Source organism: Pandoraea norimbergensis (assembly GCF_001465545.3).
GTDB classification, from domain to species: Bacteria; Pseudomonadota; Gammaproteobacteria; order Burkholderiales; family Burkholderiaceae; genus Pandoraea; species Pandoraea norimbergensis.
On record NZ_CP013480.3, the window covers coordinates 5,174,599 to 5,193,032 of the forward strand.

Annotated in this window: 19 protein-coding genes; all 19 read right to left on the reverse strand. The window is 61.7% G+C overall.

Translation table 11 applies throughout. From position 1 onward, the window contains the following. Window positions 1-163: 163 nt before the first annotated feature. Window positions 164-925, reverse strand: coding sequence for a pyridoxine 5'-phosphate synthase (gene pdxJ, locus AT302_RS22620; protein ID WP_058375938.1), 762 nt, complete (start codon window positions 923-925; stop codon window positions 164-166). Further along, on the reverse strand, window positions 922-1,872 hold the full coding sequence (gene recO / locus AT302_RS22625; protein ID WP_237172213.1) for a DNA repair protein RecO: 951 nt from the start codon (window positions 1,870-1,872) through the stop codon (window positions 922-924). Before recO ends, pdxJ begins: the two co-directional genes overlap by 4 nt. A gap of 94 nt (window positions 1,873-1,966) precedes the next feature. Then, window positions 1,967-2,860 carry a GTPase Era gene (gene era / locus AT302_RS22630; protein WP_058375940.1) on the reverse strand — a complete coding sequence of 298 codons (894 nt, stop codon included), beginning with the start codon at window positions 2,858-2,860 and terminating at the stop codon, window positions 1,967-1,969. Between the two features lie 55 nt (window positions 2,861-2,915). After that, window positions 2,916-3,947 (reverse strand): ribonuclease III, encoded by a 1,032-nt coding sequence (gene rnc / locus AT302_RS22635; protein ID WP_084656402.1) that lies wholly within the window; start codon window positions 3,945-3,947, stop codon window positions 2,916-2,918. A gap of 284 nt (window positions 3,948-4,231) precedes the next feature. Further along, a complete protein-coding gene (gene lepB, locus AT302_RS22640) occupies window positions 4,232-5,146 on the reverse strand; it encodes a signal peptidase I (RefSeq protein WP_058375941.1) in 915 nt (304 codons plus the stop codon). A gap of 18 nt (window positions 5,147-5,164) precedes the next feature. After that, window positions 5,165-6,970 (reverse strand): translation elongation factor 4, encoded by a 1,806-nt coding sequence (lepA, locus tag AT302_RS22645; protein ID WP_058375942.1) that lies wholly within the window; start codon window positions 6,968-6,970, stop codon window positions 5,165-5,167. Between the two features lie 191 nt (window positions 6,971-7,161). After that, window positions 7,162-7,407 carry a glutaredoxin family protein gene (locus AT302_RS22650; protein ID WP_058375943.1) on the reverse strand — a complete coding sequence of 82 codons (246 nt, stop codon included), beginning with the start codon at window positions 7,405-7,407 and terminating at the stop codon, window positions 7,162-7,164. 29 nt (window positions 7,408-7,436) lie between these two features. Next, the gene (locus tag AT302_RS22655) at window positions 7,437-8,948 is read right to left on the reverse strand and encodes a DegQ family serine endoprotease (RefSeq protein ID WP_157125854.1); all 1,512 of its coding nucleotides are present in this window, start codon (window positions 8,946-8,948) and stop codon (window positions 7,437-7,439) included. Window positions 8,949-9,078: 130 nt separating this feature from the next. Then, window positions 9,079-10,137 (reverse strand): MucB/RseB C-terminal domain-containing protein, encoded by a 1,059-nt coding sequence (locus AT302_RS22660; RefSeq protein ID WP_058375944.1) that lies wholly within the window; start codon window positions 10,135-10,137, stop codon window positions 9,079-9,081. After that, the gene (locus AT302_RS22665) at window positions 10,138-10,836 is read right to left on the reverse strand and encodes a sigma-E factor negative regulatory protein (protein ID WP_058375945.1); all 699 of its coding nucleotides are present in this window, start codon (window positions 10,834-10,836) and stop codon (window positions 10,138-10,140) included. 38 nt (window positions 10,837-10,874) lie between these two features. Next, complete coding sequence (gene rpoE, locus AT302_RS22670) at window positions 10,875-11,474, reverse strand: RNA polymerase sigma factor RpoE (protein WP_058375946.1); 600 nt, start codon at window positions 11,472-11,474, stop codon at window positions 10,875-10,877. Between the two features lie 168 nt (window positions 11,475-11,642). Then, window positions 11,643-12,881 carry a beta-ketoacyl-ACP synthase II gene (fabF, locus tag AT302_RS22675; RefSeq protein ID WP_058379874.1) on the reverse strand — a complete coding sequence of 413 codons (1,239 nt, stop codon included), beginning with the start codon at window positions 12,879-12,881 and terminating at the stop codon, window positions 11,643-11,645. A gap of 146 nt (window positions 12,882-13,027) precedes the next feature. Continuing rightward, window positions 13,028-13,267: an acyl carrier protein gene (acpP, locus tag AT302_RS22680; RefSeq protein WP_058375947.1), complete on the reverse strand. Its 240-nt coding sequence runs from the start codon at window positions 13,265-13,267 to the stop codon at window positions 13,028-13,030. 136 nt (window positions 13,268-13,403) lie between these two features. Continuing rightward, a complete protein-coding gene (gene fabG, locus AT302_RS22685; protein WP_058375948.1) occupies window positions 13,404-14,153 on the reverse strand; it encodes a 3-oxoacyl-ACP reductase FabG in 750 nt (249 codons plus the stop codon). Between the two features lie 35 nt (window positions 14,154-14,188). Further along, entirely contained in the window at window positions 14,189-15,118 is a 930-nt protein-coding gene (gene fabD, locus AT302_RS22690) for an ACP S-malonyltransferase (RefSeq protein WP_058379875.1), read from the reverse strand. A 145-nt stretch (window positions 15,119-15,263) separates the two neighbouring features. Next, on the reverse strand, window positions 15,264-16,253 hold the full coding sequence (locus tag AT302_RS22695) for a beta-ketoacyl-ACP synthase III (protein ID WP_058375949.1): 990 nt from the start codon (window positions 16,251-16,253) through the stop codon (window positions 15,264-15,266). 43 nt (window positions 16,254-16,296) lie between these two features. Continuing rightward, complete coding sequence (gene plsX / locus AT302_RS22700) at window positions 16,297-17,349, reverse strand: phosphate acyltransferase PlsX (protein ID WP_058375950.1); 1,053 nt, start codon at window positions 17,347-17,349, stop codon at window positions 16,297-16,299. 118 nt (window positions 17,350-17,467) lie between these two features. Beyond that, entirely contained in the window at window positions 17,468-17,647 is a 180-nt protein-coding gene (gene rpmF / locus AT302_RS22705) for a 50S ribosomal protein L32 (RefSeq protein ID WP_023594409.1), read from the reverse strand. A 128-nt stretch (window positions 17,648-17,775) separates the two neighbouring features. Then, complete coding sequence (locus AT302_RS22710; RefSeq protein WP_064675131.1) at window positions 17,776-18,369, reverse strand: DUF177 domain-containing protein; 594 nt, start codon at window positions 18,367-18,369, stop codon at window positions 17,776-17,778. Between the last annotated feature and the right edge of the window lie 65 nt (window positions 18,370-18,434).

An 18,434-nucleotide genomic window follows, 5' to 3' on the forward strand; every position in this document is an offset into this window, starting at 1 on the left:
CGGTGCGATCGATGGCGTCGGCGCAGCGTCTTGGCTATCGCCGGGCGTATCGGATGCAGCGGGCCTGTCCGGCGGGGGCGTGTCCTGAATACTCATGGGAACGGGTTAGGGTTCGCGTTTGCGTGAGTGTCGTAACCGCCTGCGAGCGCAGTCGTCCGGCCGCTTAGCCGCGTGCCGCGATGCGGCTGGCGACCATGATCGCTTTCATCTCGCGCACAGCATTTTCCCAGCCGGCGAAGATGGCGTGCGCCACGATGGCATGCCCGATATTCAACTCGCTGATGCCCTCGATGGCGGCAATGGGCTGCACGTTTTCGTACTGCAGGCCGTGTCCAGCGTTCACTCTCAGACCCAGCGACACACCGAGAGCCACCGCGCGTTCGATGCGGGCGAACTCGGCTTCCCGTTCGGCTTCGTCATGCGCTTCGGCGTAACGCCCGGTGTGCAGTTCAACCACCGGCGCGCCCATGCGAGCCGCCGCACGAATCGGCGCTTCCTCCGGATCAATGAACAACGACACGCGGCTGCCCGCCTCGCTGAGTCGCTGCGTGGCCGCTGCCACCTGATCGTAGAGCCCCACGACATCCAGCCCGCCTTCGGTGGTGAGCTCCTGACGGCTTTCGGGCACGAGGCACACATCGTGTGCCTTGACCTTGCACGCGATGGCGAGCATTTCTTCCGTCACCGCGCATTCAAGGTTCATGCGCGTCTTGAGCAGACCGCGCAAATTCGTCACATCGTCGTCGCGAATATGGCGACGGTCTTCACGCAGGTGCAACGTGATGACGTCCGCGCCCGCCTCTTCGGCCAGCAACGCCGCCTTGATCGGGTCGGGATAGGTCGTGCCACGCGCGTTGCGCACCGTTGCGACGTGATCGATGTTCACCCCGAGGTCGATGGGGTTGCCGTGAAAGAAGAGGCTCATAGTTTTTGCAGGTCGAGCAGGATCTGCCGGGTATTGAGCGGCACGCCGCCCAAATGGTGGTTGAGAAGAAAGCGCATGAGCAGCTTGCTTTGCTGCACGGTCTGCGCGCGCGTGTAATCGTCTTGCTCCATGTCGAGCAGCGTCTGGCCACTCACCACGGGCCAGTCGGACAACTCGTCGCCACGCGCTGGCCGCACTCCCCAATCGGGGTGAAATACGTACTGCCGCTCGGGCACCACTTTGCCACGCGTCTGCGTGCAGCGGTCGAACGCCACGGCGTAACCGGTCTCACGCAACAGCACGCGCTCGAAGGCACGCAAGATGATGCCGGCCGGCTCGCCATGGGCGAGGTGATGCAATGTCGTCAGGTAATGCTGGAAGAGCTTGTCGTGCGGATCGTCACGCGCGCAAAACTTCACCAGGAGTTCGTTCAGATAGAAACCAGAGAGCAGCGCATCGCCTTCGAGCGGACGCAGCCCGCCCACCCATTCGGCCTTGGTCAGCGTGCGCAGTTCGCCCTTGCCGAGCCACGCCAGCGAGAGCGGTTGAAACGTTTGCAGCGCGCCACGCAGCGCCGAATGCGGGCGCTTGGCCCCTTTCGCGACCAACGCGATACGGCCATGGTCACGCGTGAGCACGTCGATGATCAGGCTGGTTTCGCGATACGGGTAGCTGTGAAGCACGAAGCCCGGCTGCTCGGTGACGCGACTTTGCTCGCGTTCCGCAGCCCGCGCCGGCGAAGGCGCGCGGCGCACGCGCTTGGTGGCCTTGGCAGTCTTGTCAGTCTTGTCAGTTTTGGCTGGCGGCGGGTCCGCATCGACCTTGCCCTTGCCAGTCACGTCGGCCTCGCGAAAGGCTTCCGACGCTTCGTCGTCGACCACCCGCGTCGCGGCACTGGCCGAGCGCGACGTGCGAGTGGGCCGCGACGGGCGGACCGGCTGGGACATCTGAGATGGGGATGCGGTCCGGGCAGCCGACGCCTTGCCGGCCGTCGGCGTCAGGTCAGCCGACGTGGCAATCTCGTCACGAGTCGTGTCGAGTTCACTCGTAGCCATACGCCCGCAGGCCGGCCTCATTGTCGGCCCAACCGCCCTTGACCTTGATCCAGACTTCCAGATACACGCGGCCGTCGAAGAGCTTCTCCATATCGATGCGTGCGTCGGTGGAAATCTGCTTGAGCTTCGCGCCCTTGTTGCCGATGATCATCGCCTTGTGGTTGTCGCGGTCAACCAGAATCGTCGCGAAAACGCGGCGCAGATTGCCTTCGGTTTCGAACTTGTCGATGATCACCGTGCTCGTGTACGGCAGTTCATCGCCCGTCCAGCGGAACACTTTCTCGCGCAGGATTTCAGCGGCCATGAAGCGCTCGCTGCGATCGGTCAAATCGTCTTCGCCGTAAATCGGCTCGCCTTCAAGCAGGTACGGACGCAACACGCCAAGCAGGCGCTTGATGTCGTCGGCGCGCTTTGCCGAGAGCGGAATGATTTCACGGAAATCGCGCACAGCCCCCACTTTTTGCAGGAACGGCAGCATCTCAGCGCGATCGGTAATACGGTCGAGCTTGTTGATGATCAGCAGCACCGGCACGTTGTCGGGCAGAAGCTTCATCACTTTCTCGTCGTCCGGGCCGAAATTGCCCGCTTCGATGACGAACAGCACGATATCCACGCTCGACAGCGTGGACGTGACCGCGCGGTTGAGCGAGCGGTTCAGTGCCGTGGCGTGACGTGTCTGGAAACCCGGGGTATCGACAAAGATGTACTGAGCGTCGTCCGTGGTGCAGATACCGGTGATGCGGTGGCGCGTGGTCTGCGCCTTGCGCGAGGTGATGCTGATCTTTTGACCGACGAGGGCGTTAAGCAGCGTCGATTTGCCGACGTTCGGACGCCCGACGATCGCCACGGTCCCGCAGCGAAAATCCGTCTTATCGTTCATGTTTGGAAACTCTCGTGATAGGGGCCGCGCACTGCGCTCTCCCCTTGAATGGTACTCAGGCGGCTGCCGGTGGTTGCTTTGCAGCTTCGACCTTGTCTGCCGCTTTGTCTGCCGACTTGTCTGTCGCCTTGTCAGTCGCTTTATCCGTCGTTTTTTCCGCGGCCGGAATCGCGACACGCGCTGCACCATGACCATGTGCGGCGGTCATCGCCGGCACCGGAATGCTGGTGGCTTTCGCATCCTTGGCATCCTTGGCGTCTTTGGTGTCCTTCGGCACGTCCTTCGCTGGCGTCTCCGGTGACGGCACACCCGCTGCCTGATCGGCCTTCTTTGCCTCCGACGCCGCAGCCTTCGCTGCGCGCTTCTTGGCGGCCTTCGCGCTCTTCTCGGCCTTGGGCTTTGCGAGCGCCGGCATCTTCTGCACTTCTTCTAGCGCCTTCTTGGCCGCCGCTTGTTCGGCCGCGCGACGGCTTGCACCTGCGCCGCCCACCTTGATGTCGAGCTTCGGCACTGCGCACTCGACTTCGAATTGCTGGTTATGCGCCGCGCCGTGCGTGGCCGTCACCGTGTATTGAGGCAACGCGATCTTGTGACCTTGCAGATACTCCTGCAACAGCGTCTTCGCATCCTTGCCCAGCGTTCTCGGATCGACGTGCTCAAGGACGGGCGTGTACAGACGCTCGATCACGGCGTACGCCGCTTCGAATCCACCGTCGAGGTACATCGCACCAAACAGGGCTTCAAGCGTGTCGGCCAGAATCGACGGACGGCGGAAACCACCGCTCTTGAGCTCACCCTCACCCAGTCTCAGAAATTCGGAAACGCCCAACACCTGCGCAATCTCGTACAACGACTGCTGCTTGACGAGATTGGCGCGCACACGCGACAGATCGCCTTCGTCGAGCTTGGGATAACGACGAAACAGAATGGCCGCAACGGAACAATTCAGAATGGAATCGCCGAGAAACTCCAGCCGCTCATTATTGGCGGCACTATGGCTACGGTGCGTCAGTGCTTGGCAAAGCAATTCCGCATCGTGGAAGCGATACTGGAGGCGTTCTTCCAGTTGATTCAGTGATTGAGGCATGGCGCAAGTATAGCGCGACGCTCCCGCCCCGGCGCGCGTCGTCGCCAAGAAACGACGGGCGAAACCGCCGTCCGACGGGCTTTTCAGACTCGCGTGAGGACGGTGGCTCAGACAACGCCGGGGTGATTACGGAGAGATCCCCCCGACTAGCCGAGCCAGCCGCATGATTGAATACAAATTCAGAAACAATAATGCGGAAATTAGCAATTTATTGCCAATCTCCGCATTAATAATCAACGTCGTCCGGATCACCCGTGTTTGCGGGTTACCGGCACACCTTCCAATTACTGGAAGCCGCCCAGACGCTTGAGGTTCGAGAAGTTCATCCAGATGAAGAACGCCCGGCCCACGATGTTCTGCTCGGGCACGAAGCCCCAGTAGCGGCTATCCGCGCTGTTGTCGCGGTTATCGCCCATCATGAAGTAGTTGCCCGGCGGCACCTTGCAGATCACGCCCTGGCTGTTGTACTGGCAGTTCTGCTTGTTCGGGAAATCGTCGGCGCCCATGATGTACGGCGGCACGTTCGGATCGTTCAGGATGCGATGCTTCACACCGCCCACCGTCTCTTCGAACTGCTTGTAGTAAGCAATGTGCTCGTCGTCGAAGAAGTCCGGCAGCGCGGTCTCCGGCACCGGCTCGCCATTCACCGTAAGCTTCTTGTTCTCGTAGGCCACCACGTCGCCCGGCACACCGATCACGCGCTTGATGTAGTCCATCGACTCATCTTTCGGGTAACGGAACACAACCACGTCGCCGCGCTTCGGCTCGCCCAGATCGATGACCTTCTTGTTGATCACCGGCAGGCGAATGCCGTAGTCGAACTTGTTCACGAGGATGAAGTCGCCCACCAGTAGCGTCGGAATCATCGAGCCCGACGGGATCTTGAACGGCTCGACCACGAACGAGCGCAGCACGAACACCGCAAGAATCACCGGGAAGAAGCTCGCCGAGTACTCAAGCCACCACGGCTGACGCAGCTTGTCGTCACGCACCTTGGCGCGCGCACTCGCGACTGCACCACCCTCCTGCACGCCAGAGCCCTGAATACCGGACCCCTGCAATACAAGCTGCTGCTGATCGAATTGCGTCACCGCCTGCTGTGCTGCCCGGCGGCGCGCCGGTTGAAACACCAACTTGTCGGCCACCCAGGCCACCCCGGTAACCAGCACCAGGATCAAAAGAATCAGGGCGAAATTCATGCGGGACCTGTCGCTACGTTATTTGTCTTCGACTTGCAAAATGGCGAGGAACGCTTCCTGCGGAATTTCCACATTCCCCACCTGCTTCATACGCTTCTTACCAGCCTTCTGTTTCTCCAGCAGCTTCTTCTTACGCGAGATGTCGCCGCCATAACACTTGGCCAGCACGTTCTTGCGCAACGCCTTGATGTTCTCACGCGCGATGATGTTCGCGCCAATCGCGGCTTGAATTGCCACATCGTACATCTGACGCGGGATGATTTCGCGCATCTTCGCCGCGACCTGGTTGCCACGACGACGGCTTTCCGAACGGTGCACGATGATCGACAGTGCGTCGACCTTGTCGCCGTTGATCAGCATGTCGACTTTGACCACGTCCGACGAGCGATATTCCTTGAATTCGTAATCCATCGACGCATAACCGCGCGACACCGACTTCAGACGATCGAAGAAGTCGAGCACGATTTCCGCCATCGGGATTTCGTAGATCAGTTTGACCTGACGGCCGTGATATTGCATGTCGAGTTGCAGGCCGCGTTTTTGCTGGCACAACGTGACCACGGAGCCCACGTACTCTTGCGGCATGTACAGGTTGACCGTGACGATCGGCTCGAGAATCTCTTCGATTCGGCCCGGGTCCGGCATCTTCGACGGGTTCTCGACCGTGATCGTCGTACCGTCGCGCTGCACGACCTCATAGATCACGGTCGGTGCCGTGGTGATGAGGTCCATGTCGAATTCGCGCTCCAGACGCTCCTGCACGATTTCCATGTGCAGCAAGCCCAGGAAGCCGCAACGGAAACCGAAGCCCAGCGCCTGCGAGACTTCCGGCTCGTATTGCAGCGACGCGTCGTTGAGCTTGAGCTTTTCGAGCGATTCGCGCAGGGCATCGTATTGGTTGGCTTCGACCGGATACAGCCCCGCGAACACCTGTGGCTTCACTTCCTTGAAGCCCGGCAGCGGTTCGGCCGCCGGCTTGGTCGTGGTGGTCACGGCGTGCGTGACGGTATCACCGACCTTGGCCGCGTCCAGTTCCTTGATGCCCGAGATGATGAAGCCCACCTGACCGGCCGACAGCGACTCGCGCTGTTGCGAACGCGGTGTGAACACGCCCACCTGTTCGACCGGATAGGTCGCGCCAGTGGCCATCAGTTGAATCTTTTCCTTCGGCTTGAGCGTGCCGTTGACCACGCGCACCAGCATCACCACGCCCACGTAGTTGTCGAACCACGAGTCGATGATCAGCGCTTGCAGTGCTGCCGTGGCGTCGCCCTTGGGCGGCGGCACCTTGGCGATGAGGGCTTCGAGCACCTCTTCGACGCCCAGACCCGTCTTGGCCGAGCAGCGCACGGCGTCGGTCGCTTCGATGCCGATGACGTCTTCGATTTCCTGAATCGCGTTCTCGGGTTCGGCCGACGGCAAATCGATCTTGTTGAGCACCGGCACCACTTCCACGCCGAGTTCGATGGCGGTGTAGCAGTTGGCAACCGTTTGCGCTTCCACGCCTTGCGAGGCGTCGACCACGAGCAGCGCGCCTTCGCAAGCGGACAGCGAACGGCTCACTTCGTACGAAAAGTCGACGTGTCCCGGCGTGTCGATCAGGTTCAGGTTGTAGATCTTGCCGTCGCGCGCCTTGTATTGCAGCGCTGCGGTCTGTGCCTTGATGGTGATGCCACGCTCGCGCTCAAGGTCCATCGAGTCGAGAACTCGGGATTCCATTTCACGATCGGACAAACCGCCGCTCAGCTGGATGATGCGATCGGCCAGGGTCGATTTCCCATGGTCGATGTGGGCGATGATCGAAAAATTGCGGATATGGTCCATGAGGCGGGGCTAGAGAAAAGTCGGTGCCATGAAGATTCGGCTCGGCAGCGGCTTTCGAGAGAATCGGCTAACACGACATTTTAGCCGAAAGCGCGGTCATTCCGGCCGAAATCGCGTGCATCGCGGCGTTTCATCGGTGGGGTTGGGGGAGCCGCCCTCATATCTTCGGGGTGGCTCGGCGAATCGTTGACCTACGGTGCGTGCAACGCCGCTTGCACGGCGGCAGCGTCAAAACGATAACGGCACAATTCGCGCTCGCCTAATGCCAGTACTGGCACGATTTCGTCGTATTTCGCTTCGAGTGCCGGATCGCTGTCGACATCCACGACTGTCACGGAGAAGTCCCACGCCGGGCGCATGGCCTCCAGCGCCGCAAGCATGTCATCGCAAAGATGACACCATTTGCGGCCGTAGAGGGTCAGCGCCGGCGCGGTCATTCCCGTCAAATCCGTCAATCCAGACCGGCTTACTTGCCGGCGGCCGGTGCGCGCGGACGCAACGGCACGAACTGCGTAGCATCGCCACGGCGCACGAGAATCGGCACCAGACGCTTCGGATCCAGCGCCTTGACCACCTCTTCGAACTGCTTCGCGCTCGTCACGTCGGTATCGCCCACACGCAGGATGATGTCACCCTGTTGCAGACCGGCGCGGCCGGCCGGACCTTCCGACAACTCGACCTGCACGCCACCGCGCAGCTTCAGGTCTTTCTTCTGTGCATCGGTCAGATCGGACACCACCAGACCCAAGGCATTCGGGTGCGGGGTATCGGCGCTGCCGCTTTGTGCTTTCGACGCCTTCGGTGTGTCGACATCGGCCTCGGCGATCGTAATGCGCAGATCCTGGTTCTTGCCCTTACGCAGGACTTGCAGCGTCGCACTCGCGCCCGGCTTGGTATCACCCACCATCCGCGGCAAGTCCGTCGCGTGATCGACAGGGCGGCCATCGAACTTCATGATGATGTCGCCCGGCTGCACGCCCGCCTTTTCGGCCGGGCTGCCCGGCTCGATGCTGCGCACCAGCGCGCCCTGCGCACGCGGCAGGCCCAGCGAATCGGCCACGTCCTTGCTGACCTCGCTGATCGCCACGCCAATACGGCCGCGCACGACCTTGCCGGTCTTCTTGAGCTGGTCGGCCACGCGCATGACTTCGTCGATCGGAATCGCGAACGAAATGCCCATGAAGCCGCCGGTCTGGCTGTAGATCATCGAATTGATACCGACGACCTCACCGCGCATATTGATCAGCGGACCACCCGAGTTACCGGGGTTCACGGCCACATCGGTCTGAATGAACGGCAGGTAGTCGCCGGTATCGCGGCCCTTCGCCGATACGATCCCGGCCGTGACCGTGTTTTCCAGCCCGAACGGCGAACCGATGGCCACGACCCATTCACCCACGCGCAACTTGTTCGAATCGCCAATCGGTACCGTCGGCAGATCCTTGGCTTCGACCTTGACCACCGCAACATCGGTACGCTTGTCGGCCCCAACCAGTTTGGCCTTGAATTCGCGCTTGTCGGTCAGCGTAACGTAGATGCTGTCGGCGCCATCGACCACGTGGGCGTTGGTCATGATGTAGCCGTCGGCGGACACGATGAAGCCCGAGCCCACGCCACTGTTCTGCTCTTCGTCCGGCTGCGGCTGACCACGCTTGGGCGCACCGCCCTTCGGGCCCGGCTGCGGCATCGGCACACCAAAGAAACGCCGGAACAGCTCGGCCATGTCGTCGTCCATACCGGGCGGCATGCCGCGCTGGCTGCGGCTGACGCGCTCGGTCGTACGAATGTTCACGACGGCAGGGCCGACGCGATCGACAAGCTGGGTGAAATCGGGGAGGTTGGTCAGCGGCGCGAGTGCGGCCGGCGCTGCCGATCCGCTAGCGGGCGCCGAGGCCGGTGCGGCGAAGGCGAGCGCTCCCGCCAACGAGGCGGTCATAACGCCGCCGAGCATGACACGAAGCAGGAGAGTCTTCTTCATTGGAAGATCGTAGTGCGCGATAGTCTGGGAATCCCTGAGGGCAACGCTGTCATGCGCACGGCTATCGCTGCCATGCGCACCTCGCTGCCCGGGCCGCTCCGTCACCGGTGGCGGCCCGCCCGGCAGCCGCTTACTTCGCCGGCTGCTTGAATTCGATACTTGCAGCGAATTGTTGCAGGGTGGCCTGCGGCACTTCGCCGAGCAAGGTCAGCCAATAGTCGCCGTGGCGCTTAATGAGGATGTTAGTCGCCCCAGCGCTGCCGTGGCCTTCCTTGCGGTCACGCGTGGCCGGCTCGATAAACACCGAAAGTCCTGCCATGCCGTCGGAATATACCACCTGCTGGACGTCCAGCGGTTTGCCATCGGCCGTCGAGCGCATCGTGCGGCGCACTTCACGCACGGCCTTGAAGCCCGGCACCTTCTTGTCGACGTCGATACTCCACCCCGCATCGGACAGATGCGTCGGCGCGATCTGCGGCTTGATGACGTGCCAGCCATGCGTTGCCTGAATGGCATGCACGATGCGCGCCTTCTCGCTCGGCACACCAATCGAGATTTGCGAGAACGCAGCCTGTTCGAGCAGGTGACCGTCGGCATCGATGGTCTGCGCACGCAGCAGCAAACCCGTGTTGCGATCTGCCCACAGCCGGTAGCCGAAGCGGTACTCGTCTTTCGGCGTGAGTTCGATCACCATGCAGTCGAACCCGGCCATGCGCTCATTCGGCAGCAACTTCGGCGAGTAGAAATCGAGAACGTCGCGATTGGGCGTTGCGAGCAATGCCGGGAACGAATCCTTGCTCTCGCGCTTTTCCTGGAAGACGGTCTTCTGTTCAGGAATCAGCGTGTAGACGTCTTCGTTCTGCCGGAGAATGCGGCGCTGGCGCCCATCGAGGGTTTCGAGTTCTTCATACTCGTTACCCTTGTCGGCAAAGTGACTGATCTTCGACGATCGCATGGTCGAGCCACGCTGATAGACGAAGGTGCCGACGTAATTCTGGGTCTGCGCGGCGCGGTGGATCTTGTTGAGCCACGCGCTGACTTCGCGCCGCTCGACCAACGGGTCGGCGGACGGTGCCGACGCCTGAGCCCACGCCTGTGATTGCAGCGTGGAGACCAGCAGGAAGGCAAACAGGAAGAAAGTGCGCCCCAAGGGCGCACGCGGCAAGGATTCGATACTCAGGCGCTGCATTTATTCATCCGCTTGCGCCGAGGCTCGCATGTAAGGAGACACGCTCTGGCCGATCGGCGCCGGAGCATATTGCTGATGCGCAGCCAGGTACTGGTCCAGACGCGCATCGCGCAGCACGATCAAATCGTTCGGACCTGCGCCGTTGGCGGCCGCAGCCACGGCAGCTTGCGGCTGCTGCGTGAGCGTCACACGGGTCAGGTTCGCACCCGCGGTGGCAGCCGACGGCGCTGCCGTCTGTGCCAGCACCTGCGGTTGTGCACCGCCGGCCGGGTGATCCTGCAAACGCGGCACCACGACCCACGACAGCGCAGCGACCGCAGCAGCGGCAGCCGCCGTCGGCAGAACGCGACGCACACGCAGGAACGGGTTGATACGGGTAATGCGCGAGCCGGCCGTGCGGGCCGCTTGCGCGTTGCTCGCCTGAACATCGGCCAGTGCGGCCGGAGCGAGCAGATGCGGCTCGGCTTCGAGGCGTGCGGCGAACGAGGCCATGAAGGCCGATTCCGAACGCGGTAGTGCCAATTCATCGGAACGCAGTGCGTCCCCGATCAGGTGGTAGTCGTCCCACAGAGGCCGGCCCGAAGTGTCAGCCTCATCCAGCAGGGCTGCCAACTCGTCCGCATCGAATTCCCCGTCAACCAACGCGGAAATCCGCTCGGCTTGCAGCCCCCGCTGCGTTTGCACCGTCGCTGATCCCATGATATCCCCCAACGAAAATAACTTTCCCGGCGGCGCGCTCACCAGCGCTTACCGTCAGGCGTGTCCAGCAGCGGCCTGAGCCGGCTGGCAATCGCTTCACGCGCCCGGAAAATTCGCGAACGGACCGTTCCGATCGGGCACCCCATGGCTTCGGCGATCTCTTCGTAGCTCAAACCCTCGATTTCTCGCAAGGTAATCGCCGTCCGAAGTTCATCGGGCAAAGCCTCCATCGCCGCGTTGACCGTTTGAGCAATCTGCTTGCTCATCAGCATCGACTCAGGCGTGTTGATATCCCTTAGTTGATCGGCCTCGGCAAAAGTTTCCGCTTCTTCAGCGTTTGCTTCAGTCGAAGTCGGTGCACGGCGCCCCTGGGTTGCCAGATGGTTCTTCGCCGTGTTGACAGCAATACGATACAGCCAGGTATAGAACGCCGACTCGCCGCGAAACTGCGGCAAGGCACGGTAGGCCTTGATAAAAGCCTCCTGCGTCACATCCTCGACTTCGGCGTGGTCGCGCACGAGCCGCGATACGAGGCGGATGATCTTGCGGTGATATTTCGCGACCAGCAGCTCGAAGGCGGCTTTGTCGCCTTTTTGCACGCGCTCGACAAGCGCCTGGTCGATTTCTCGTTCACTCACCTGATATGGATCCGTTTTTTCTCTGGCTGCCAGGTCCCGGTCGGGCCTGATTGCACCATGGCGGCATTTGCCGCCACAGCTGGGTATGTCTTTTGTACGCCGCACGCCCGGGCACACTCACCGGCGCGTGGGTAGCGGAACGGGACGCCTGCGCGGCGTCCCGCGAACTTAGACTCGCTGGAAGACCAGCGTGCCGTTAGTCCCGCCAAAACCGAAAGAGTTCTTCAATGCGACATCAATTTTCATGTCTCGGGCCACATTCGCGCAGTAATCCAGGTCGCAAGCGGGGTCCTGATTGAAGATATTGATCGTCGGCGGAGACTTTTGATGATGCACGGCCAACACGGTAAACACCGACTCCAGACCACCAGCACCACCCAAAAGGTGACCGGTCATCGATTTGGTCGAATTCACCACGACTTGCTTGGCGGCATCGCCCATCAGGCGCTTCACAGCAACCGTTTCGGCGATATCGCCCAGCGGCGTCGACGTGCCGTGTGCGTTGACGTAGTTCACCGCATCAGCGTTGATGCCGGCGTCGCGCAAGGCGTTCTTCATCGAACGCAGTGCGCCGTCGCCGTCTTCGCACGGTGCGGTCATGTGGTACGCATCGGCGCTCATGCCGAAGCCGGTCAGCTCGGCGTAGATCTTCGCACCGCGCGCCTTGGCGTGCTCGTACTCTTCGACCATCATCACGCCGGCGCCTTCGCCCAGCACGAAGCCGTCGCGATCGCGATCCCACGGACGGCTCGCCGTCGCCGGATCGTCGTTACGCTCCGACAGGGCCTTCATGGCGGCAAAGCCACCGATGCCCAACGGCGAAACAGTCGATTCGGCACCCCCGGCGAGCACGGCATCCGCATCGCCGTACTGGATCATGCGCGCGGCTTGACCAATACAGTGCAGACCCGTCGTGCAGGCCGTGACGATGGCAAGGTTCGGACCCTTCAGGCCGAACTTGATCGACAGGTGACCCGAGATCATGTTGATGATCGAGCCCGGCACGAAGAACGGGGAAATCTTGCGCGGACCGCCTTCGATAAGCGACTTATCGGTGTCCTCGATCATCGGCAGACCGCCGATGCCCGAACCGACCAGCACACCAATACGCTCGGCATTGGCTTCGGTTACGGCGAGGCCACTGTCTTCGAACGCTTGAATGCCGGCAGCAAGCCCGTAATGGATAAACGTATCCATACGGCGGGCTTCCTTCGCGGAAATGTACTTCTCGGTCTCGAAGTTCTTGACTTCGCCGGCGAAGTGCACCCGATGGTTGGTCGAATCGAACTTCGTGATGTTGGCGATGCCCGAGCGGCCGGCGACCAGATTCTCCCAACCTTCGGCAACAGTATTGCCGACCGGCGAGATCAGGCCCAGACCAGTAATGACGACGCGACGACGACTCACGATACTCCCCTTCTTCTGCTGGGTCATACAAAACAAAAGCCACAGAGGCGACAGGGTCCGACCCCGTGCTCCCTGCGGCTGACAGGTATCCCTGGCGCCGGGAACCGGTCGGCGCTCCGGCCGGCCAGGCGATCCGTAGGCCCTGTTTAGGCCTTGACGTGCGCGCTTGCGTAATCGATCGCTTGCTGCACGGTGGTGATCTTTTCGGCTTCTTCGTCCGGAATTTCCATGCCGAACTCTTCTTCCAGGGCCATCACCAGCTCGACCGTATCGAGCGAGTCGGCACCCAGGTCATTCACGAAGCTCGATTCGTTCTTGATTTCTGCTTCGGCAACGCCAAGTTGTTCCGCGACGATCTTCTTGACGCGTTGATCAATGTTTTCCATGCAAACTCTCCGGGGTAGTTAGTTCAGACAAGTGCGCGCATTTTAACAGGTTTGCCAAGCAAAGTTACCATGCGCCAAATAATGTTCAATGTCGCGCAAAATCACGTAATTCCATCACTATTTACGCGACCTGTCGTTAATTCATGAACATGCCGCCGTTCACGTGCAGCGTGGTCCCGGTGATGTAACCGGCCTGCGGCGACGCGAGGAACGCTACGGCATTCGCGATATCTTCCGGCGCGCCTAGACGGCCCAACGGAATTCGCGACTTCAGGGCTTCGTGCTGGGCTTCGCCCAATGCCTTGGTCATATCGGTATCGATGAAACCCGGCGCCACGCAATTGACCGTGATGTTTCGGCTGCCGATCTCGGCAGCCAACGAACGGGACATACCCGCCACACCCGCCTTGGCGGCCGCGTAGTTGGCCTGCCCCGGGTTGCCGGCCGAGCCGACCACCGAGGTCACGTTGATGATGCGGCCGTTGCGGGCCTTCATCATCGGCTTGATCACGGCACGCGACAGACGGAAGATCGCCTTCAGATTCGTGTCGATGACGTCGTCCCACTCGTCGTCCTTCATGCGCATCGCGAGGTTATCGCGCGTGATGCCGGCATTGTTGACGAGAATATCGAGCTTTCCGTATTGCTTGAGAATGTCGTCGAGCGCCGCGGCGACGCCTTCAGCGTCGGTCACGTTCAGAACGATGCCTTTTCCCGAAATACCGGCTTCGGCGAAATACGCGTCAATTCCCTTCGCACCAGCTTCGCTCGTGGCGGTGCCGACGACGGTGGCGCCCTGACGGGCCAGTTCGAGAGCGATGGCACGGCCGATGCCGCGCGAGGCACCAGTCACCAGCGCCACGTGATTGTCGAGTTGCTTGCTCATGAGAGGAATACCTTTGCCTGTTCTTTGCTGAGTGCTTACGAGATCTGGCCGCGCACGTCGGCGAGCGATGCCGGGTCGGTAATCACCAGCCCCGTGAGGGTGCCGTCGATACGCTTGGTCAGGCCGGTGAGCACCTTGCCCGGACCGCACTCGACCACTTGCGTCACGCCTTGACCGGCGAGCCACTTGACCGACTCGACCCAGCGCACCGGAGCAGCCGCCTGACGGACCAGCGCGTCCTTGATGCGGGCGACGTCAGTCTCGACGGCGACATCTACGTTATTGACGAGCGGGATTTGCGGCGCGTTGAACGTCACGCCCGCCAGATACTCGCGCAGGCGATCCGACGCCGGCTTAAGCAACGACGAGTGGAACGGTGCCGACACCGGCAACACGAGCGCACGCTTGGCACCCGCGGCCTTGGCCAGTTCGCACGCCTTTTCGACGCCCGCCTTGGCACCCGCGATCACGACTTGCGCCGGCGCGTTGAAATTAACCGCCTCGACCACACCGGCGGCCGACGCTTCGGCACAGACGTTGCGCACGGTATCGTCGTCCAGACCCAGAATGGCAGCCATACCGCCCTGACCGACCGGCACGGCTTCCTGCATGGCTTGCGCGCGGAAGCGCACGAGCGGCACGGCATCCTTGAAGGCGATCACGCCGGCAGCCACGAGCGCGGTGTATTCACCCAGGCTGTGGCCAGCCACGAACGCCGGCACGGCGCCGCCCTCGGCCAGCCACGCGCGGTACATCGCGTAGGCGGCGGTGAGCATGACCGGCTGGGTGTTGGTGGTGAGGTTCAGATCTTCGGCGGGGCCAGCGGCGATCAGCTTGGCCATATCCTGCCCGAGGGCGTCCGAAGCTTCGGCGAGCGTCTCGCGCACGACGGTGTTGTCACCGAAGGCGTCCAGCATGCCCACCGATTGGGATCCTTGTCCCGGGAAAACGAAAGCGAATGTCATGGCGCTTGGGTTTGCAGTCAGATTCAGGAAATAACGCGGCGCATTGTCGCGCGTCGTCGTGACGAGCGAGGCAGCCTCGGTGCGTGAGCGACACCCCACAATGGAATGCCCGACACGCGCCCGACGCCGCTGCGCCGGAGGGCTTTTACATGCGGAACAGCACCGCGCCCCAGGTAAAGCCGCCGCCAACGCCTTCGATCATGACGTTCTGGCCGGGCTTGATGCGACCGTCGCGAACCGCCACGTCAAGCGCGAGCGGAATCGAGGCGGCCGAGGTATTGCCATGCTGGTCGACGGTGACGACCATTTTTTCTTCGGGCAGACCCAGCTTGCGGGCCGTGCTCGTCATGATGCGCAGGTTGGCCTGATGCGGAATCAGCCAGTCGATCGCCGACTGCTCCAGTCCGGCCTTCTCCAGGGCCTCGTGGGCCACTTTCTCCAGCACCTTGACGGCCAGCTTGAACACCGCCTGGCCATCCATATAGAGGAACGCCTCGCCCTGCACCGCGCCGGCATTCACATTGCCCGGCACGCACAGAATGTTCGAGTGGCTGCCGTCGGCGTGCAATGCACTCGACAGAATGCCCGGCTCATCGGAGGCTTGCAGCACGACCGCGCCGGCACCGTCGCCGAACAGCACGCAAGTGGTGCGATCGTTGAAATCGAGAATCCGCGAGAACGTCTCGGCACCGATCACCAGCACATTGCGGTGGGCACCGGCACGGATGAAGTTATGCGCCGTAGCCATCGCGTAGGCGAAGCCCGAGCACACGGCCTGCACGTCGAACGCCGCACATCCGTTGGTGATACCGAGCTTGTTCTGCACGAGGCAGGCCGTGCTCGGAAACACGAAGTCGGGCGTGGAGGTTGCAACGATGATCAGATCAAGCTGGTTGGCGTCGAGTCCGGCCATGTCGAGCGCGCGCTTCGCGGCCTCGGTGGCCATGTCGCTGCTGCTCTGATCGGGCGCCGCGAAATGCCGGGCCTTGATACCGGTGCGCGCGACGATCCACTCGTCGCTCGTCTCGATGCCACGCGTGGCAAGCTCGTCGGCCAACTGCTGGTTGGTCACGCGTCGTGCCGGCAGGTAGCTGCCGGTACCGATGACACGGGAATGAATCGCGGACTGGGTCATCTTAAGATCGGTTGATCGGTTGGAGCGCCAGGGCGGGCGGGCATCAAAGCGCCGGAATGGCGCTCGCCGGCTTGTTGTCCTGGAGCTTGGTTTGATTCTCCTGCATGGCGTGCGACAAGCGGTCGAGCACACCATTGCGAACTGCATCATAGCCGCGTTTGATAGCCCATTCAAACGAGTAGGCGTCGGCCGAGCCGTGGCTCTTGATGACAAGTGCACGCAACCCGAGCAACGCCGCACCGTTATAACGACGGTGATCGACGCGGTTCTTGAAGCGGGTGAGAATCGGCAGCGCGACAACAGCGATCACTTTGGCCCACCACGTACGGGTGAATTCCTCTCTGATCATGTCGCCGAGCATTTGCGCCAGGCCTTCGGAGGTCTTGAGCGCGACGTTACCGACGAAACCGTCGCACACCACGATGTCGGTGGTACCGCGATAGATATCGTTGCCTTCCACGTTGCCGTAGAAGTTCAGCGTGGAGGCGCGCAACAGCTCGCCTGCCTGCTTGATGACGTCGTTGCCCTTGATAACTTCTTCGCCGATGTTGAGCAGACCGATCGACGGATGGTCCTTGCCATCGACCGCCGCGACGAGCGCGTGGCCCATTTCGGCGAATTGCAGCAGGTGGGTCGGCTCGCAGTCCACGTTGGCGCCCAGATCGAGCATCGTGGTGTAGCCGGCCTTCTGATTAGGCAGCACCGTGGCAATGGCGGGACGCTCGATACCCGGCAACGTCTTGAGCACGTAGCGCGAAACGGCCATCAGCGCACCGGTATTACCGGCGGACACGCAAGCCTGCGCGCGCGCTTCCTTGACCAGGTTCAGCGCCACACGCATCGAAGAGTCTTTCTTCTTGCGAAGCGCGGTCTCGACCGAGTCGTCCATAGCGACGACTTCGGTCGCATTGACGACGGACAGGCGCGGGTGATCCGTCACGCGCAACTTTGCGAGCTGCGCGTTGATGGCGTCCTGCTGCCCGACCAGCACGAGCTCGACATCGTCGGTGGATTGTACGAAGTGAACCGCGGCCGGCACCGTCACCGATGGGCCGTGGTCACCGCCCATACAATCGATCGTCAGGGTGACTGTCATGTCGACGTGATTGGCTTGCGGTACAGGTAACAAAAAAAGCGGCAGGATAAGTGCCGCTTTTGCCACATCGGACGATCAAACAGCGCCATGATGGGCGCGTGTCGTCTGTCGGGCCGAATTAGTCGTTCTTGGTCTTGATGACCTTACGACCACGGTAGAAACCGTTCGGCGAAATGTGGTGACGCAGATGCGTCTCACCCGACGTCGGTTCGACGGCGGTCGACGGTGCGGTCAGGAAATCGTGCGAACGGTGCATGCCGCGCTTCGACGGCGACTTCTTGTTCTGTTGAACGGCCATGATAACTCCTCAAAATATCGCGAAATTTTAACACAGTTCGAGCGCCGCCCTACGGTGTCGGCCTGTCGGCCCGACCTGTGCGACTAACGCAAACATGTACTTTGGTGAGCCGGAAACCCGGCCGCACTTTACTTTCCGTCCTTGTCCGGCGAGCGCTTGAGCGCTGCCAGCGCCGCGAACGGAGACGGCTTATCCTCTTCTTCGGGCTCGGGTTCCGGTTCGGTCAACCCGTCGCTGCCCGTGGCCAGCGCGTCGTGCACACTCGGACAAACCTCGTGTTTGGGCACAATCGGCAAAGCCAACAACAATTCTTCCTCGACCAACTCGCGCAGATCGAAATGCTTCGAGCCGACCAGCGCCTCGAGTTCGTCTTCATCGAGTGGACGGGCTTCGGCAGCCGCATCGTCGCGCACGACTTCAAACGTCGTCTCCGAGTCCAGCGGCTCCTGATACGGCGTCAGGCAACGCTGACACTCCAGCCACATCGGGCCCTCGACCGAGAGCGTCAGAAACTGCGCAACGGTGGGCTTGCCATCCGCACGCAACACCTGCTTTTCGCTGCCTTCGGCGCGCCAATGGAAGACGCTTTGCGTACGGGCGGCCTCCGAGACTTCAGGAGGCACTTCGGTTACCATGCGCGGCAAAGCCGCAAGTTGCACGTCACCTTCCGCCACCTGGCCGGTACGCGCGAATTCGAACAGATCGACGATATATTCGTTCATCACGCTCATCCTTGCCTTGGCGCATCTGACTGCTTATCAACGTCCCTTGCCCTCGCAGCGCCTTG

What these genes read in the sequence shown, in the direction of transcription:
- pdxJ (WP_058375938.1), bottom strand. Translation starts at nt 925, where the DNA reads ATGAGCCTCTTCTTTCACGGCAACCCCATCGACCTCGGGGTGAACATC.
- recO (WP_237172213.1), bottom strand. Translation starts at nt 1,872, where the DNA reads ATGTCCCAGCCGGTCCGCCCGTCGCGGCCCACTCGCACGTCGCGCTCG.
- era (WP_058375940.1), bottom strand. Translation starts at nt 2,860, where the DNA reads ATGAACGATAAGACGGATTTTCGCTGCGGGACCGTGGCGATCGTCGGG.
- rnc (WP_084656402.1), bottom strand. Translation starts at nt 3,947, where the DNA reads ATGCCTCAATCACTGAATCAACTGGAAGAACGCCTCCAGTATCGCTTC.
- lepB (WP_058375941.1), bottom strand. Translation starts at nt 5,146, where the DNA reads ATGAATTTCGCCCTGATTCTTTTGATCCTGGTGCTGGTTACCGGGGTG.
- lepA (WP_058375942.1), bottom strand. Translation starts at nt 6,970, where the DNA reads ATGGACCATATCCGCAATTTTTCGATCATCGCCCACATCGACCATGGG.
- AT302_RS22650 (WP_058375943.1), bottom strand. Translation starts at nt 7,407, where the DNA reads ATGACCGCGCCGGCGCTGACCCTCTACGGCCGCAAATGGTGTCATCTT.
- AT302_RS22655 (WP_157125854.1), bottom strand. Translation starts at nt 8,948, where the DNA reads ATGAAGAAGACTCTCCTGCTTCGTGTCATGCTCGGCGGCGTTATGACC.
- AT302_RS22660 (WP_058375944.1), bottom strand. Translation starts at nt 10,137, where the DNA reads ATGCAGCGCCTGAGTATCGAATCCTTGCCGCGTGCGCCCTTGGGGCGC.
- AT302_RS22665 (WP_058375945.1), bottom strand. Translation starts at nt 10,836, where the DNA reads ATGGGATCAGCGACGGTGCAAACGCAGCGGGGGCTGCAAGCCGAGCGG.
- acpP (WP_058375947.1), bottom strand. Translation starts at nt 13,267, where the DNA reads ATGGAAAACATTGATCAACGCGTCAAGAAGATCGTCGCGGAACAACTT.
- fabG (WP_058375948.1), bottom strand. Translation starts at nt 14,153, where the DNA reads ATGAGCAAGCAACTCGACAATCACGTGGCGCTGGTGACTGGTGCCTCG.
- fabD (WP_058379875.1), bottom strand. Translation starts at nt 15,118, where the DNA reads ATGACATTCGCTTTCGTTTTCCCGGGACAAGGATCCCAATCGGTGGGC.
- AT302_RS22695 (WP_058375949.1), bottom strand. Translation starts at nt 16,253, where the DNA reads ATGACCCAGTCCGCGATTCATTCCCGTGTCATCGGTACCGGCAGCTAC.
- plsX (WP_058375950.1), bottom strand. Translation starts at nt 17,349, where the DNA reads ATGACAGTCACCCTGACGATCGATTGTATGGGCGGTGACCACGGCCCA.
- rpmF (WP_023594409.1), bottom strand. Translation starts at nt 17,647, where the DNA reads ATGGCCGTTCAACAGAACAAGAAGTCGCCGTCGAAGCGCGGCATGCAC.
- AT302_RS22710 (WP_064675131.1), bottom strand. Translation starts at nt 18,369, where the DNA reads ATGAACGAATATATCGTCGATCTGTTCGAATTCGCGCGTACCGGCCAG.